This window comes from Pseudomonas sp. HY2-MNA-CIBAN-0224 (genome assembly GCF_040310285.1).
Classification (GTDB): domain Bacteria; phylum Pseudomonadota; class Gammaproteobacteria; order Pseudomonadales; family Pseudomonadaceae; genus Aquipseudomonas; species Aquipseudomonas helleri.
On sequence record NZ_JBEOPQ010000003.1, the window covers coordinates 11,768 to 28,065 of the forward strand.

The window sequence follows — 16,298 nt, forward strand, 5'->3', positions numbered from 1 at the left end:
CAGGGCCGTGGCCCTGAGGCTTGGAATCAATGAGTATGGCTGTTTATACGCTCGCCCCAGGCTTTGGCAGTGGCGCACAGTTGTTGCTCGTCCAGGCGCGTCAGTTGGCCGTTATCCAGCAGTTGCTTGCCGGCGACCCATACATGTTTCACGCAATCGCGCCCAGTGGCGTAGATCAGCTGCGAGACGGGGTCATAGACCGGCTGCTGGGCAAGGCCGCTCAGATCGAATGCCACCAGATCAGCCGCTTTGCCGACTTCGATCGAGCCGATTTCGCTCTCCTGGCCCAAGGCGCGAGCGCCGTTGAGCGTTGCCATACGCAGTGCGCGGTGAGCGTCCAGTGCCGTGGCCAAGCCTGATACGGCTTTGGCCAGCAGGGCAGCTGTGCGGGTTTCACCGAGCAAATCGAGGTCATTATTGCTGGCAGCCCCGTCGGTGCCAACCGCGACATTGACGCCGGCTTGCCACAAGCGCTCAACCGGGCAGAAACCGCTGGCCAATTTGAGGTTGGATTCAGGGCAATGGATCACGCTGGAGTTGCTTTCTACCAGAAGGCTGAGGTCTTCATCGTTGATTTGAGTCATGTGCACGGCCTGAAAGCGCGGGCCCAGCAAGCCCAGGCGGGCAAGGCGGGCCATCGGGCGTTCGGCATTGTGCTCGACGGCCTGGTGCACTTCGAAGGCGGTCTCATGCACGTGCATCTGTACGGCAGCATCGAGTTCGTCGGCAATTACCCGGACTTTCTCGAGGTTTTCGTCACCGACGGTATACGGCGCGTGCGGGCCGAACGCGATTTTGATGCGCGGGTGGTATTTCAGGTCGCCAAACAGTTCTACCGCCTGGCGCAGGGATTCGTCTGCGGTGCTGGCGCCCGGAATCGGGAAGTCCAGAATGGGGAAGGCAATTTGTGCGCGGATACCGCTGTTGTGCACGCGCTCGCTGGCCACCTTGGGGAAGAAATACATGTCACTGAAGCAGGTAATGCCGCCTTTGATCTGCTCGGCTATGGCCAGGTCGGTGCCGTCGCGAACGAACGCCTCATCGACCCACTTGGCTTCGGCCGGCCAGATATGGTTTTCCAGCCAGGTCATCAGGGGCAGGTCATCGGCCATGCCGCGGAACAACGTCATTGCTGCATGACCGTGAGCGTTGATCAACCCCGGGCTGAGCAGCATTTCGGGGAGTTCGCGGGTTTCAATGGCGGTGTGTTTTTCGGCGAGGTGGCGTGGCCCCATGAATATAATGCGTCCGTCCTGGATGCCCACAGCGTGGTCCTTGAGTACGACCCCGGCGGGTTCAACAGGTACGAGCCAGGTGGGGAGCAGCAATAAGTCGAAGGTCAAGGGCTGGGTTGGCATCAAAAACGACTTCCGGTGCATTATAAAAAGGACGCGAAGTATACCCGAGCGTCTTGGGGGCGGGCTCGCTATAATCGGCGGTTTTGTATCAGGGTGATAGGGGAAGTCATGCGCGATCGACTGTTGGCCGCTGAAAAGGTAAAGGCCATTGATTGGCAGGGTGAAGCCCTGCATCTGCTGGATCAGCGCATTTTGCCTTTTGAAGAGAACTGGCTGGCCTATACCGACGCTGACGGGGTTGCCCAGGCCATTCGTGACATGGTGGTGCGTGGCGCCCCGGCGATTGGTATTGCGGCGGCTTATGGCGTGGTGCTGGCGGCGCGTGATCGCAAGGCGGCAGGCGGTGACTGGGTAGCGGCGCTGGAGCAGGATTTTTCCCTGCTGGCGAACTCGCGACCGACCGCAGTGAACCTGTTTTGGGCGCTTAATCGCATGCGCGACCGTCTGGAGCGCTGCAAAGACAACCCCGATGCGCTGCAGGCGCTGGAAGACGAAGCCGTCGCGATCCATGAGAGCGACCGCGAGGCCAATCTGACAATGGCGCAGTTGGGTGTCGATGTGATTCGTCGCCATCAGGGCAATGCTCAGACCGTATTGACCCATTGCAACACCGGAGCGCTGGCAACCGGCGGCTTTGGCACGGCACTGGGGGTGATTCGCGGCGCATGGATCGAGGGCATGATCGAGCAGGTGTATGCCGATGAAACCCGGCCGTGGCTGCAAGGCTCGCGCCTGACTGCCTGGGAACTGGCCAACGAAGGGATCCCGGTGATTTTGAACGTGGACTCGGCCGCAGCCCACATCATGAAAACCAAGGGCGTGACCTGGGTGATTGTCGGCGCTGACCGTATTACCGCCAATGGTGACGTGGCAAACAAGATTGGCACCTATCAGTTGGCGGTCAACGCCATGCACCACGGTGTGCGCTTTATGGTGGTTGCGCCGAGTTCAACCATCGACATGGACTTGGCCAGCGGCGAAGACATCCCGATTGAAGAGCGTAACGGCAGTGAATTGCTGGAAGTGGGCGGCAAGCGTGTCGGCGCGGACGTTCAGGCGTTCAATCCGGTGTTTGACGTAACCCCGGCAGACCTGATTGACGTGATCGTGACCGAGAAGGGTATTGTTGAGCGCCCGGACGCTGCCAAAATGGCGCAATTGATGTGCCGCAAGCGGTTGCATTGATGCGCTGACGCGGGCTCCATCCCTTGTTGCCAGATGATACAAGCGAAGGCTTGCGGCGCGTGTCGCAGCCTTCGGTACTCGCTAAAAACCTGGGTGGCAGGGCGCCTCAAGTGGGCTCAGAGTCCCTCTGGACACGCTCAAGCCTGCAATCGGTCCAATTACTATGCTCCATGCGCATCTGGGGGATAGGTGCGTGGCGGCGATTGTGATAACATCCGGCGGTTTCCGGGGTGCCCTGCAAGGGTTGCCCTTACTGCGCAAATCCGTAGGTTAACTCGTTGATTTGTCGTAAGTCGTTGCGTGGCACGTGGCCAGCGGCGGCGAGCTTCGTTCGTCCCGAATGGATGTGGCGAAGTTTCACCCGAAAAAGGAATCAGGCTTCTCATGGGCGAACTGGCCAAAGAAATCCTCCCGGTCAATATCGAAGACGAGCTGAAACAGTCCTACCTCGACTACGCAATGAGCGTAATTGTCGGCCGGGCACTGCCTGATGCGCGCGATGGCTTGAAGCCCGTGCACCGGCGTGTGCTGTTTGCGATGAGCGAACTGAGTAACGACTGGAACAAGCCGTACAAGAAATCTGCCCGTGTGGTCGGTGACGTTATCGGTAAGTATCACCCGCATGGTGATACGGCCGTTTACGACACCATCGTTCGAATGGCTCAGCCATTCTCCCTGCGCTACCTGCTGGTAGATGGTCAGGGTAACTTCGGTTCGGTTGACGGCGACAACGCTGCTGCCATGCGATACACCGAAGTGCGCATGACCAAGTTGGCTCACGAACTGCTGGCCGACTTGCACAAAGAAACCGTGGATTGGGTGCCGAACTATGACGGTACGGAACTGATCCCGGCGGTCATGCCAACGCGTATTCCCAACTTGTTGGTCAACGGCTCCAGCGGTATTGCTGTGGGCATGGCCACCAACATCCCGCCGCACAACCTGGGCGAAGTCATTGATGGCTGCCTGGCCTTGATCGATAACCCGGAGTTGAGCGTCGACGAACTGATGCAGTTCATCCCGGGCCCGGATTTTCCAACGGCGGCCATCATCAACGGCCGTGCCGGCATCATCGAAGCCTATCGCACTGGCCGTGGCCGCATTTACATGCGTGCCCGTTCGGTTATCGAAGACATCGACAAGGTCGGCGGCCGCCAGCAGATCGTGATCACCGAGCTGCCTTACCAGTTGAACAAGGCGCGTCTGATCGAGAAGATCGCTGAGCTGGTTAAAGAGAAGAAACTCGAAGGCATCACCGAGCTGCGTGATGAGTCCGACAAAGACGGCATGCGTGTTGTGATCGAACTGCGTCGCGGTGAAGTGCCGGAGGTTATTCTCAATAACCTCTATGCACAGACCCAGCTGCAAAGCGTGTTCGGGATCAACATTGTTGCCCTGATCGACGGTCGTCCGCGCATCCTGAACCTCAAGGACCTGCTTGAAGCGTTCGTGCGTCACCGCCGTGAAGTGGTGACCCGTCGTACCGTCTTCGAGCTGCGTAAAGCCCGTGAACGTGGCCATATTCTTGAAGGTCAGGCCGTTGCCCTGTCTAACATCGATCCGGTGATTGCGCTGATCAAAGCGTCTCCTACGCCATCTGAAGCCAAGGAAGCGCTGATCAGCACCCCTTGGGAGTCGACGGCGGTAGTGGCGATGGTTGAACGTGCCGGTGCCGATTCGTGCCGCCCTGAAAACCTTGACCCGCAATATGGTCTGCGCGACGGCAAGTACTTCCTGTCGCCAGAACAGGCTCAGGCCATTCTTGAATTGCGCCTGCACCGCTTGACCGGTCTTGAGCACGAGAAGCTGCTGGCTGAGTACCAAGAGATTCTGAACCAGATCGGCGAGCTGATCCGCATCCTCAACAGCGCTGTGCGCTTGATGGAAGTGATCCGCGAAGAGCTGGAAGTCATTCGTGCGGAATACGGCGACGTGCGCCGTACCGAAATTCTGGATCATCGTCTCGACCTGACACTGGGCGACATGATTCCGGAAGAAGAGCGCGTTGTGACCATCTCCCACGGTGGCTATGCCAAGACCCAGCCGTTGGCTGCGTACCAGGCTCAGCGTCGTGGCGGTAAAGGCAAGTCGGCCACTGGCGTGAAAGATGAGGACTACATTGCTCACCTGCTGGTAGCCAACAGCCACACCACGCTGTTGCTGTTCTCCAGCAAGGGCAAGGTGTACTGGCTCAAGACTTACGAAATTCCAGAAGCGTCCCGTGCCGCGCGCGGTCGTCCGCTGGTCAACCTGCTGCCGCTGGATGAGGGTGAATACATCACCACCATGTTGCCGGTCGAGGAATACACCGAAGGTCATTTCATCTTCATGGCTACCGCTAACGGCACCGTGAAGAAGACCCCGCTGGAATCTTTCAGCCGTCAACGCAGCGTGGGGCTGATCGCCCTGGAGCTGGACGAAGGCGACGTACTGATCAGCGCTGCTATCACTGATGGCGAGCGCGAAGTCATGCTGTTCTCCGACGGTGGCAAAGTGACTCGCTTTAAAGAGTCCGACGTACGTGCGATGGGCCGTACGGCCCGTGGTGTTCGCGGCATGCGTCTGCCAGAAGGTCAAAAGCTGATCTCGATGCTGATCCCGGAAGAAGGCAGCCAGATCCTTACGGCGTCCGAGCGTGGCTACGGCAAGCGTACGGCGATCAGCGAGTTCCCTGAGTACAAGCGTGGCGGTCAGGGCGTAATTGCCATGGTCAGCAACGAGCGTAACGGTCGTCTGGTTGGCGCTGTCCAGGTTCAGGATGGCGAAGAAATCATGCTGATTTCTGACCAGGGTACGTTGGTGCGTACGCGTGTTGACGAAGTGTCGAGCCTGGGTCGTAACACTCAGGGCGTGACCTTGATCAAACTGGCCAGCGATGAAACGCTGGTCGGGCTTGAGCGGGTACAGGAGCCTTCGGAAGTGGAAGGCGAAGAACTCGACGATGACGTTGAACTCGAGGGCGAGGCCATCCAGGATGGCGTTGACGACGAGCAGCCGCTAGAGGCTGGCGCTGACGAAGAAGAACCGCAGGAATAAGCGGACACACAGGGGGCGGATGAAGATTCGCCCCCTTGTTGTATGTGTTGGGGCTGCAACGTGTAGCGAAGCACTGATTTTTTTGAGCCGCCAGGCCGGTGTGCACAGAACAGATTGGCGCTTTGCCATGCGGTGCAGCTCTTGTTGATTTATTGCATGACCCACCAAATCAGAGCGAGAGTGGATGTGAGCAAACGAGCCTATAACTTCTGCGCAGGTCCTGCTGCGCTTCCTGAAGCCGTCCTGTTGCGTGCCCAGTCTGAGCTGCTCGACTGGCATGGCAAGGGCCTCTCGGTTATGGAAATGAGCCATCGCAGCGATGAGTTCGTGTCCATTGCAACCAAGGCTGAGCAGGATCTGCGCGACCTGCTGTCTATTCCCTCGAACTATAAAGTCCTGTTTCTGCAAGGCGGCGCAAGCCAGCAATTTGCCCAGATCCCGTTGAATCTGCTGCCTGAAAATGGCTCGGCGGATTACATCGACACCGGCATCTGGTCGCAAAAAGCCATCGAAGAAGCTGCACGCTATGGCCACATCAACGTGGCTGCCAGCGCCAAGAACTACGATTACTTTGCGATTCCTGGCCAGAACGAGTGGAACCTCTCCAAAGACGCGGCCTATGTTCACTATGCGCCGAACGAAACCATCGGCGGCCTGGAGTTTGACTGGATTCCGCAAACCGGCGACGTTCCGCTGGTTGCCGATATGTCCTCGGACATCCTGTCGCGCCCAGTCGACGTTTCCCGTTTCGGCATGATCTACGCTGGCGCACAGAAGAACATTGGCCCAAGCGGTATCGTGGTGAACATCATCCGCGAAGACCTGCTGGGGCGTGCACGCTCGTTCTGCCCGACCATGCTCGATTACAAGGTCGCCGCCGACAATGGCTCGATGTACAACACCCCGCCAACGCTGGCCTGGTACTTGTCTGGCCTGGTGTTTGAGTGGCTGAAAGAGCAGGGTGGCGTTGAAGCCATCGGCAAGCTCAATGAAGTTAAAAAGCGCACCTTGTATGACTTCATCGATGCCAGCGGCTTGTACAGCAACCCGATCAACAAGACTGACCGCTCGTGGATGAACGTGCCGTTCCGTCTGGCTGACGACCGTCTCGACAAGCCATTCCTGGCGGGTGCTGAGGCTCGCGGCCTGTTGAACCTCAAAGGCCACCGCTCGGTAGGCGGCATGCGCGCGTCGATCTATAACGCCGTGGACATCCACGCAGTGAATGCGCTGGTGGCTTACATGGCAGAGTTCGAGAAGGAACACGGCTAATGTCCGAGCAAGAACTCAAGGCCTTGCGCCTGCGTATCGACAGCCTGGACGAAAAGGTTCTGGAGCTGATCAGTGAGCGTGCCCGCTGCGCTCAGGAAGTGGCGCGGGTCAAGATGGCGTCGCTGGCTGAAGGCGAAGTGCCGGTCTTTTACCGGCCTGAGCGTGAAGCTCAGGTGCTTAAGCGTGTGATGGAGCGCAACAAGGGGCCGCTAGGCAACGAAGAGATGGCGCGGTTGTTCCGCGAAATCATGTCTTCTTGCCTGGCGCTGGAGCAGCCGCTGAAAGTGGCTTATCTAGGCCCTGAAGGCACCTTTACCCAAGCTGCGGCCATGAAACACTTTGGCCACGCGGTCATCAGCAAGCCGATGGCTGCGATTGATGAAGTGTTCCGTGAAGTGGCGGCCGGTGCGGTGAACTTTGGTGTGGTGCCGGTAGAGAACTCTACCGAAGGCGCTGTTAACCACACGCTGGACAGCTTTCTTGAGCACGACATGGTGATCTGCGGCGAAGTTGAGCTGCGTATCCACCACCATTTGCTGGTGGGCGAAAACACCAAGACTGACAGCATCAGCCGTATCTACTCGCATGCCCAGTCGTTGGCCCAGTGCCGCAAGTGGCTGGACGCGCACTACCCGAACGTTGAGCGGATTGCCGTGTCGAGCAATGCCGAAGCGGCCAAGCGGGTTAAAGGCGAGTGGAACTCCGCAGCGATTGCTGGCGACATGGCAGCAGGCCTGTACGGTCTGACCCGTCTGGCTGAAAAAATCGAAGATCGCCCGGATAACTCCACGCGTTTCTTGATGATTGGCAACCAGGAAGTGCCGCCGACCGGGGACGACAAAACCTCGATTATCGTGTCGATGAGCAACCGTCCGGGTGCGCTGCATGAGTTGTTGGTGCCATTCCATGAAAACGGCATCGACCTCACGCGCATTGAGACGCGTCCTTCGCGCAGCGGCAAGTGGACCTATGTGTTCTTCATTGATTTTGCAGGCCACCACCGCGACCCGTTGGTCAAAAGTGTGCTGGAGCAGATCAGTCAGGAAGCCGTAGCGCTCAAAGTGCTCGGCTCCTATCCGAAAGCGGTTCTCTGAGGCGGTTTACATGAGCGGTGATTTCCTCGCCCTGGCACAGCCGGGCGTGCAGCAACTTTCGCCATACGTCCCGGGCAAGCCTGTGGACGAGCTGGCGCGTGAGCTGGATATTGATCCGGCGACCATCGTCAAACTGGCCAGCAACGAAAACCCTTTGGGTGCAAGCCCCAAGGCGCTGGCGGCCATTCGTGAAGAACTGGCTGAGTTGACGCGTTATCCAGACGGCAACGGTTTCGCCCTGAAAACCTTGCTGGTCGAGCAAACTGGCGTGCAACTGAATCAAGTGACGCTGGGCAATGGTTCTAACGACATTCTGGAGCTGGTTGCGCGTGCGTACCTGGCGCCAGGCTTGAATGCCGTGTTCAGCGAGCATGCGTTCGCGGTGTACCCGATCGTGACCCAGGCCATTGGTGCGACGGCGCATGTTGTCCCGGCCAAAGATTGGGGGCATGACTTGCCGGCCATGCTGGGGGCTATAGACGAGAACACCCGTGTGGTGTTCCTCGCCAACCCGAACAACCCGACCGGCACCTGGTTCAGCGCCGAGGCGCTCAACGAGTTTTTGCAAGATGTGCCTGAGCGTGTGCTGGTGGTTCTGGACGAGGCGTATATCGAGTACGCAGAAGGCAGTGAATTGCCGGATGGCGTGGAGTTCTTGTCGGCTTACCCGAACTTGCTGGTCTCGCGAACCTTCTCCAAGGCTTATGGCCTGGCGGCCTTGCGGGTAGGGTACGGGTTGTCGAGCGCTGTGGTGGCCGATGTGTTAAACCGCGTTCGCCAGCCATTCAATGTCAATAGCCTGGCGCTGGCCGCGGCCTGCGCTGCGCTACAAGATGCCGACTATCTGGCCGAAAGCCGCCGCCTCAACGAGGCGGGCATGGAGCAGTTGCAAGACGGCTTCCGTGAGTTGGACTTGCAGTGGATTCCATCCAAAGGCAATTTTATTGCGGTGGATCTGGGGCAGGTCGCAGCGCCGGTTTATCAAGGCTTGCTGCGTGAAGGCGTCATTGTGCGCCCGGTGGCCAACTACGGCATGCCGAATCACTTGCGTATCACCATTGGTCTGCCAGCGGAAAACACCCGCTTGCTTGAGGCGCTGGCCAAGGTTCTTGCTCGTGGTTGATGTTATATCGCTGAAACCTGTTGCGCCTATTGTAGGCCGGCTGGTGGTTATGGGATTGGGCCTGATTGGTGGCTCTTTCGCTAAAGGTATGCGTGAAAGTGGCTTGTGCGCCGAGGTGGTCGGTGTTGATCTGAACCCGAAGTCGCGAGCCCTGGCAGTCGAGCTGGGTGTGGTTGATCGCTGTGAAACGGATCTGGCGGTGGCTTGCCGTGGCGCCGACGTTATTCAGTTGGCCGTGCCAATTCTGGCGATGGAGAAAATGCTCGGCTTATTGGCGGGCATTGATCTGGGCCATGCGGTATTGACCGATGTCGGCAGTGCCAAGGGTAACGTGGTGCGCGCTGCAGCTCAGGCGTTTGGTGCCATGCCACCGCGTTTCGTGCCGGGGCATCCAATTGCCGGGTCTGAGCAAAGCGGTGTCGAGGCTTCAAATGCCAGTCTGTTCGAGCGGCACAAGGTTATTTTGACGCCTGTGGCCGAAACCGATCCTGCTGCGCTGGCCCTGGTCGATACCTTGTGGCGCGCACTGGGTGCAGATGTTGAACATATGCAGGTCGAACGCCACGACGAAGTCCTCGCTGCAACCAGTCATCTGCCGCACCTGCTGGCGTTTGGGTTGGTCGATTCTCTTGCCAAGCGCAATGAGAATCTGGAGATCTTTCGGTACGCTGCAGGGGGCTTCCGCGATTTCACAAGAATCGCCGGGAGCGACCCGGTAATGTGGCATGACATCTTCCTCGCTAACCGCGAGGCGGTGCTGCGCACATTGGATACATTTCGTAGCGACCTCGACGCCTTGCGCGACGCGGTCGATGCAGGGGACGGGCATCAATTGCTGGGCGTTTTTACCCGCGCCCGGGTTGCTCGAGAGCATTTCAGTAAAATCCTGGCCCGCCGGGCATATGTGGACCCTATGAATTCAAATGATCTGATTTTCCTGGCTGAACCAGGTGGCACTGTAACTGGCCAAATCCGTGTGCCAGGCGACAAGTCCATTTCTCACCGCTCGATCATGCTCGGCTCGTTGGCTGAGGGCACGACGCAGGTTGAAGGTTTTCTTGAGGGCGAAGACGCTCTGGCAACGTTGCAAGCGTTCCGTGACATGGGCGTTGTCATTGAAGGACCGCACCAGGGTCGCGTGACCATTCACGGCGTTGGCCTGCATGGCTTGAAAGCGCCGCCTGGGCCCATATATCTGGGTAACTCAGGTACGTCGATGCGCTTGTTGTCGGGTCTTTTGGCCGCACAGAGCTTTGACACGACGCTGACCGGTGATGCATCGCTGACCAAGCGCCCAATGAACCGTGTGGCCAACCCGCTGCGTGAAATGGGCGCTGTGATCGAAACGGCGGCTGAGGGTCGCCCGCCCATGACCATTCGTGGCGGTCACGCGCTCAAAGGCGTGAATTACACATTGCCAATGGCCAGTGCCCAAGTGAAGTCCTGCCTGTTGCTGGCGGGTTTGTATGCCGAAGGCACGACCTCTGTCACTGAGCCAGCGCCAACCCGCGATCACACCGAGCGCATGTTGCGTGGTTTTGGTTACCCGGTCAGTGTCAATGGACCTACGGCGTCGGTCGAGTCGGGCCACAAGCTCACGGCGACGCATATCGAAGTGCCGGGCGATATCTCGTCGTCGGCGTTCTTCCTGGTTGCGGCTTCCATCGCTGAAGGGTCGGACCTGTTGCTGGAGCACGTAGGCATCAACCCTACTCGCACAGGCGTGATCGACATTTTGCGCTTGATGGGTGCTGACATCACCCTCGAAAATCAGCGCGAAGTGGGCGGCGAGCCAGTGGCGGACCTGCGTGTTCGGGCTGCCAAGCTTAAAGGTATCGACATTCCGGAAGCGCTGGTGCCATTGGCCATCGATGAATTCCCGGTGCTGTTCGTGGCTGCGGCGGTGGCTGAAGGTCGTACTGTTCTGCGCGGCGCCGAAGAGCTGCGGGTCAAGGAGTCGGACCGTATCCAGGTGATGGCTGACGGCTTGCTGACCTTGGGCGTCAAATGCGAACCGACCCCTGACGGCATCATTATTGATGGCGGTTCCATCGGTGGCGGTGAGGTTCATGGTCATGGCGACCACCGTATTGCGATGGCATTCAGCATTGCTTCGCTGCGCGCTACGGCGCCAATCCGTATTCACGATTGCGCTAACGTCGCGACGTCTTTCCCGAACTTCCTGGCGCTGTGCAAACAGGTCGGTATTCGTGTGGCGCAAGAGGCGCAGTCGTGATCTCGGTGGCGCCAGTCATCACCATCGACGGACCTAGCGGTTCGGGCAAGGGCACCGTTGCAGGTCGCCTGGCCGAGCATTTGGGCTGGGCATTGCTGGATTCTGGCGCCTTATACCGTTTGCTGGCGTTTGCTGCTGTCAATCATGGTGTCGCGTTCGATAACGAAGCGTTGTTAAGTCAGTTGGCGGCTCACCTTGACGTGCAGTTCGTCGGGGCGACGGAAGGTAAATCGGCGCGTATCATCCTCGAGGGTGAAGACGTCACGCTGGCTATTCGTAATGAGACGGTTGCTAAGGGTGCATCGCAAGTGGCGGCGTTACCCGCTGTTCGCGAGGCTTTGCTGCAGCGTCAGCGTGCATTCAGGGAGTTTCCGGGGCTGGTTGCCGACGGTCGCGACATGGGAACAGTGGTTTTTCCTGAGGCGCCGCTGAAGATTTTCCTGACGGCCAGCGCCGAGGAGAGGGCCCGTCGCCGTTACTTGCAGTTGAAGGCCAAGGGGGATGATGTTAGTCTCCCGCGTCTGTTGGATGAGATACGTGCCCGTGATGAGCGTGACACGCAGCGTGCAATAGCCCCGCTAAAGCCGGCGGCTGATGCCATACAGCTTGACTCCACGGAGTTATCCATCGAGCAGGTGTTAGAACGCATCAAGAGTGAAATCGCCCTTCGCGATCTCGCCGGATGACCAAGAACGCGTGCAGGAGACCAGAAATAGTCCTGCATGCCTTCTTTTATATGAACGTAACCCACATTGTCTGGAATGTGGCAGATGGGCGTATTCCTTCGCCCTTGATCAACAGGAATTAAAATGAGCGAAAGCTTTGCAGAACTGTTTGAAGAAAGCCTAAAAACCCTGAATCTTCAGGCTGGCTCGATCATCACCGCTATCATCGTTGATATCGATTACCAAGCTGGTTGGGTTACCGTTCACGCTGGTTTGAAGTCTGAAGGCCTCATCCCGCTGGAGCAGTTCCACAACGACGCTGGCGAACTGAACATCAACATCGGTGATGAAGTTCACGTTGCGCTGGACGCGGTCGAAGACGGCTTTGGCGAAACCAAGCTGTCCCGTGAAAAAGCCAAGCGCGCTGAATGCTGGATCGTTCTGGAAGCAGCCTTCGCAGCTGAAGAAGTGGTCAAGGGCGTTATCAACGGTAAGGTTAAAGGTGGCTTCACTGTCGACGTTAACGGCATCCGTGCGTTCCTGCCAGGTTCTCTGGTTGACGTTCGTCCAGTGCGCGATACCACGCACCTGGAAGGCAAAGAGCTGGAATTCAAGGTCATCAAGCTTGACCAGAAGCGCAACAACGTTGTTGTTTCGCGTCGCAGCGTACTTGAAGCAGAGAACTCGGCTGAGCGTGAAGCTCTGCTGGAATCCCTGCAAGAAGGTCAGCAAGTTAAAGGTATCGTCAAAAACCTCACCGACTACGGCGCATTCGTCGACCTGGGTGGCGTTGATGGCCTGCTGCACATCACTGACATGGCCTGGAAGCGCATCAAGCATCCTTCCGAAATCGTCAACGTTGGCGACGAGATCGATGTCAAGGTTTTGAAGTACGATCGCGAACGCAATCGTGTTTCCCTGGGCCTGAAGCAACTGGGCGAAGATCCATGGGTTGCTATCAAAGCCCGTTACCCAGAAAGCACTCGCGTTACCGCTCGTGTAACCAACCTGACCGACTACGGCTGCTTCGCTGAGCTGGAAGAAGGCGTTGAAGGTCTGGTACACGTTTCTGAAATGGACTGGACCAACAAAAACATCCACCCTTCGAAAGTCGTACAAGTCGGCGACGAAGTGGAAGTTATGGTTCTGGACATCGACGAAGAGCGTCGTCGCATCTCCTTGGGCATCAAGCAGTGCAAATCTAACCCATGGGAAGATTTCTCTGGCCAGTTCAACAAGGGCGATAAAATCTCCGGCACCATCAAGTCGATCACCGATTTCGGTATCTTCATTGGTCTGGACGGCGGCATCGACGGCTTGGTTCACCTGTCCGACATCTCCTGGAACGAAGTGGGCGAAGAAGCTGTACGTCGTTTCAAGAAGGGCGACGAGCTTGACACCGTTATCCTGTCTGTTGATCCAGAGCGTGAGCGTATCTCCCTGGGCATCAAGCAGCTGGAAAGCGATCCGTTCTCCGAGTACGTACAAGAGAACGACAAAGGCGCAATCGTTAAGGGCATCGTGAAAGAAGTTGACGCTAAAGGCGCCATCATCACTCTGGCCAACGATATCGAAGCAACTCTGAAAGCCTCCGAAATCAGCCGTGACCGCATCGAAGACGCGCGTAACGTTCTGAAAGAAGGCGAAGAAGTAGAAGCCAAGATCATCAGCGTTGATCGCAAGAGCCGCGTAATCCAACTGTCCATCAAGTCGAAAGACGTTGAAGACGAGAAGGAAGCAATCCAGAGCCTGCGCGACAAGCCAGCCACCTCTGAGATCGCTGCTGGTCCGACCACTCTGGGCGACCTGCTGCGTGCACAAATGGAAAAACAGAACTAAGTTCTGATTGACCATAGAAAAAGGGCGACTTAGGTCGCCCTTTTTTGTGCCTGCGATTTGAGTATTGTTTTCTTAGGCATAAAGCATACAGAGCCAGTACGACGCGATTCTGGAGGTTTTTGTGGTGCTCGGCTCCTGTACACGGTATCTGTCTCAATTACCGGTCAGGAACTCTCTGCGCGCATGTTGGGCAGGTTGATGGTGCGCTGCATCTGAAGTGATGGTTGACAGGTATGACAGGCATACCTGAGCAAATGCGCAGAGGTCTGCAAAGATAAGTCAAGATCTGGGCTGTTCAAATTCGATTGATCATGCTAAAACCTTTGAAGCGCTGATCTAGCTGCTTGAAAAAGAAGGGAAAAATATGACGAAGTCGGAGTTGATCGAACGAATTGTCACCCATCAAGGGCTACTCTCATCCAAAGATGTAGAGCTGGCTATCAAGACCATGCTTGAACAAATGTCACAGTGCCTGGCGACCGGAGATCGAATTGAAATCCGTGGCTTTGGTAGTTTTTCGCTGCATTACCGTGCACCACGGGTCGGCCGTAACCCAAAGACCGGCCAGTCTGTAAGTCTCGACGGTAAATTTGTTCCTCATTTCAAGCCGGGCAAAGAGCTACGGGATCGAGTGAACGAAGATGAGGAAGACGATATTTAATCCTTAAGGACATGGGAGTTACAGATGAGTAGCGTTAAGCGTGCAGTTCTGGTGGCTTTTGCGCTGGTGGTTATTTTCGGGACGATGATTTTCATTCTCGAAAACCAGCAGCCCACGTCTTTGGTTTTTCTAGGGTGGCGTACACCTGAGCTGCCAGCTTCACTGTTTTTTATCGGCGCATTGCTGCTCGGCATGCTGATTGGGCCTGCAATGGGCTTTATTGCATACAAGCGAAAGGCTGCCAGATTGAAGCGCAGCGTGTTGCAGCCTTAAAAACAAAGAGCTTGATGCATCGGGGCAAGGAGCGCCTCCTTGGTTGGTAGTAGTCGCTTTTCATAGGAAAAATCCTACAGAAAGTCAGGCTTCGTATTCTATGTACGCCTTGGTAATGCATGCAGAATACGGCCAATCCTCGATTGCCAGCTATTTCCCTGCTTAATCAGGTGCTCTGATTTACACACCTGCTGTCCAGCAATGAATATCCCTGCAACCGAGCCCGCCATGTTTCATTGAAAGCAGGCTTTGTTGGTGAGCAATACTTCCTCTGTTTCCAGTGCCGTCTCAAGGCATAACATCGATATTTTTGGCATTTACAAACTGATTTGGCAGGGCAGGCGTCTGATTCTGCTACTGGGCACACTCTTTGGTTTGTCTGCTTATACCTATACCAGGCTCGTCACATCTGAGTATCAGGTTGCCAGCGTGCTTCGTCCGGTTGCGCTTAATGCGCTGGATGCACTTAACCGTTCAGGTGTCTACACACTTCCTCCCGATGAGGCACTGACAAGAGTGGGCTCAGCTCTTGAGTCATATGAAGTGCGCTTAGGTTTTTTTAGAGCGAATCAGGCACTGTTCAGTTATTTGCAGCGGCCAGGCGTTACGCTTGAGCAGAGCTTTGAGTCCTTCAATAGAGCTTCGTTGAAGGTGATCACGCCCTCTATTAGCAAGGACGGGTCGAGAAATGCACTTATTCGCCTGGAGCTGAACTATCCCGAAGGCGTTGACGGTGCACAAATTCTCAATGGCTTCGTTGAATATGCAATTGAAGTGGAGCGTAAACGGATAGAAGCTGACCTCAAAATCATCATCGAGAACCGTCTTGTGGAGCTTGAGGGCAGCATCGACGCGGCTCGCGATGAATATGACGTGAACAAGCAAGCCCGCATTGCAACATTGCTGGAGGCCGATGGCGTGCAGCGTTCGCAATTGCAGGACGAACTTGTCGCGCTGCGTAAGCAGCTCAAGGTTGAGCGAAGGGATCGAATAGCTCAATTAAAGGAAGCCATCGATATTGCTCAATCGCTGGGGATTCAAAAGCCAACGACGCCTTCGGGTTTAGCTGAGAGTTCTCGCGCGGGTGAAGGGCCTACCATGTACACCGAGATCAACAATCAGCAGATCCCACTTTATTTTATGGGGGTCGAGATCCTCGAAGCGGAACGCTCTGCATTGTTGAAGCGTAACAGTGATGACTTCACAGAGGTGCGTATTGCTCACATCGCGCGTGAAATGTGGATGCTGCAAAATAATCGTGAAGTTGAAGTGCTTAAGCAGCGTGAAAATGAGGAGCTTTTTCTGAGTGGGGTACAGCCCTTTCGAGCTGAAATTGCACGCTTGAGTAAGGCTGGCAATCTTGATTTCAGCGGTTTTCAGTTAGTGGCAATTGACCGTAAAGCACTGGAACCTCTGAGTCCAATCAAACCCAGGAAAATCTTGTTCGTAGTTCTGGGTGTGGCTTTTGGTTGTGCGGCAGGGGCCTTGATTGTGTTGATGCGAGATTCGTTGGCTACGCGCAGAGTCTAAAGTCCGCATGCCGATTGCCCCTACGT

The 16,298-nt window shown here is 56.5% G+C and carries 12 protein-coding genes; 11 read left to right on the forward strand and 1 reads right to left on the reverse strand.

All coding sequences use genetic code 11. From position 1 onward, the window contains the following. Positions 1–26: 26 nt before the first annotated feature. On the reverse strand, positions 27–1,358 hold the full coding sequence (locus tag AAEZ03_RS03210) for a TRZ/ATZ family hydrolase (RefSeq protein ID WP_350575984.1): 1,332 nt from the start codon (positions 1,356–1,358) through the stop codon (positions 27–29). Positions 1,359–1,466: 108 nt separating this feature from the next. Between AAEZ03_RS03210 and mtnA the strand changes: the two genes are divergently transcribed. The 11 genes from mtnA (at position 1,467) to AAEZ03_RS03265 (ending at position 16,272) form a co-directional block, all read left to right on the forward strand. Continuing rightward, positions 1,467–2,543 (forward strand): S-methyl-5-thioribose-1-phosphate isomerase, encoded by a 1,077-nt coding sequence (gene mtnA, locus AAEZ03_RS03215; protein WP_153334755.1) that lies wholly within the window; start codon positions 1,467–1,469, stop codon positions 2,541–2,543. Positions 2,544–2,927: 384 nt separating this feature from the next. Then, a complete protein-coding gene (gyrA, locus tag AAEZ03_RS03220) occupies positions 2,928–5,579 on the forward strand; it encodes a DNA gyrase subunit A (protein WP_123750435.1) in 2,652 nt (883 codons plus the stop codon). Between the two features lie 186 nt (positions 5,580–5,765). After that, on the forward strand, positions 5,766–6,851 hold the full coding sequence (gene serC, locus AAEZ03_RS03225) for a 3-phosphoserine/phosphohydroxythreonine transaminase (protein ID WP_278941532.1): 1,086 nt from the start codon (positions 5,766–5,768) through the stop codon (positions 6,849–6,851). Continuing rightward, positions 6,851–7,945, forward strand: a complete 1,095-nt coding sequence (gene pheA / locus AAEZ03_RS03230; RefSeq protein WP_048368510.1) for a prephenate dehydratase — start codon at positions 6,851–6,853, stop codon at positions 7,943–7,945. The genes serC and pheA overlap by 1 nt, the downstream gene beginning before the upstream one ends. 10 nt (positions 7,946–7,955) lie before the next feature. Further along, positions 7,956–9,068: a histidinol-phosphate transaminase gene (gene hisC / locus AAEZ03_RS03235; protein WP_278941534.1), complete on the forward strand. Its 1,113-nt coding sequence runs from the start codon at positions 7,956–7,958 to the stop codon at positions 9,066–9,068. A gap of 28 nt (positions 9,069–9,096) precedes the next feature. After that, the gene (locus AAEZ03_RS03240) at positions 9,097–11,304 is read left to right on the forward strand and encodes a bifunctional prephenate dehydrogenase/3-phosphoshikimate 1-carboxyvinyltransferase (protein ID WP_350576203.1); all 2,208 of its coding nucleotides are present in this window, start codon (positions 9,097–9,099) and stop codon (positions 11,302–11,304) included. Next, complete coding sequence (gene cmk, locus AAEZ03_RS03245) at positions 11,301–11,990, forward strand: (d)CMP kinase (protein ID WP_123750437.1); 690 nt, start codon at positions 11,301–11,303, stop codon at positions 11,988–11,990. The genes AAEZ03_RS03240 and cmk overlap by 4 nt, the downstream gene beginning before the upstream one ends. Before the next feature lie 123 nt (positions 11,991–12,113). Beyond that, a complete protein-coding gene (gene rpsA / locus AAEZ03_RS03250; protein WP_019826775.1) occupies positions 12,114–13,808 on the forward strand; it encodes a 30S ribosomal protein S1 in 1,695 nt (564 codons plus the stop codon). Positions 13,809–14,172: 364 nt separating this feature from the next. Beyond that, positions 14,173–14,469 carry an integration host factor subunit beta gene (gene ihfB, locus AAEZ03_RS03255; RefSeq protein WP_003447108.1) on the forward strand — a complete coding sequence of 99 codons (297 nt, stop codon included), beginning with the start codon at positions 14,173–14,175 and terminating at the stop codon, positions 14,467–14,469. A gap of 24 nt (positions 14,470–14,493) precedes the next feature. Then, positions 14,494–14,742 (forward strand): lipopolysaccharide assembly protein LapA domain-containing protein, encoded by a 249-nt coding sequence (locus AAEZ03_RS03260; protein WP_123750438.1) that lies wholly within the window; start codon positions 14,494–14,496, stop codon positions 14,740–14,742. Positions 14,743–14,997: 255 nt separating this feature from the next. Further along, complete coding sequence (locus AAEZ03_RS03265; RefSeq protein ID WP_350575989.1) at positions 14,998–16,272, forward strand: Wzz/FepE/Etk N-terminal domain-containing protein; 1,275 nt, start codon at positions 14,998–15,000, stop codon at positions 16,270–16,272. Positions 16,273–16,298 lie beyond the last annotated feature (26 nt).

Bases quoted from the DNA above. Each gene is read 5' to 3' on its own strand.
- AAEZ03_RS03210 (WP_350575984.1), bottom strand. From the start codon at position 1,358: ATGCCAACCCAGCCCTTGACCTTCGACTTATTGCTGCTCCCCACCTGG.
- mtnA (WP_153334755.1), top strand. From the start codon at position 1,467: ATGCGCGATCGACTGTTGGCCGCTGAAAAGGTAAAGGCCATTGATTGG.
- gyrA (WP_123750435.1), top strand. From the start codon at position 2,928: ATGGGCGAACTGGCCAAAGAAATCCTCCCGGTCAATATCGAAGACGAG.
- pheA (WP_048368510.1), top strand. From the start codon at position 6,851: ATGTCCGAGCAAGAACTCAAGGCCTTGCGCCTGCGTATCGACAGCCTG.
- hisC (WP_278941534.1), top strand. From the start codon at position 7,956: ATGAGCGGTGATTTCCTCGCCCTGGCACAGCCGGGCGTGCAGCAACTT.
- rpsA (WP_019826775.1), top strand. From the start codon at position 12,114: ATGAGCGAAAGCTTTGCAGAACTGTTTGAAGAAAGCCTAAAAACCCTG.
- ihfB (WP_003447108.1), top strand. From the start codon at position 14,173: ATGACGAAGTCGGAGTTGATCGAACGAATTGTCACCCATCAAGGGCTA.
- AAEZ03_RS03260 (WP_123750438.1), top strand. From the start codon at position 14,494: ATGAGTAGCGTTAAGCGTGCAGTTCTGGTGGCTTTTGCGCTGGTGGTT.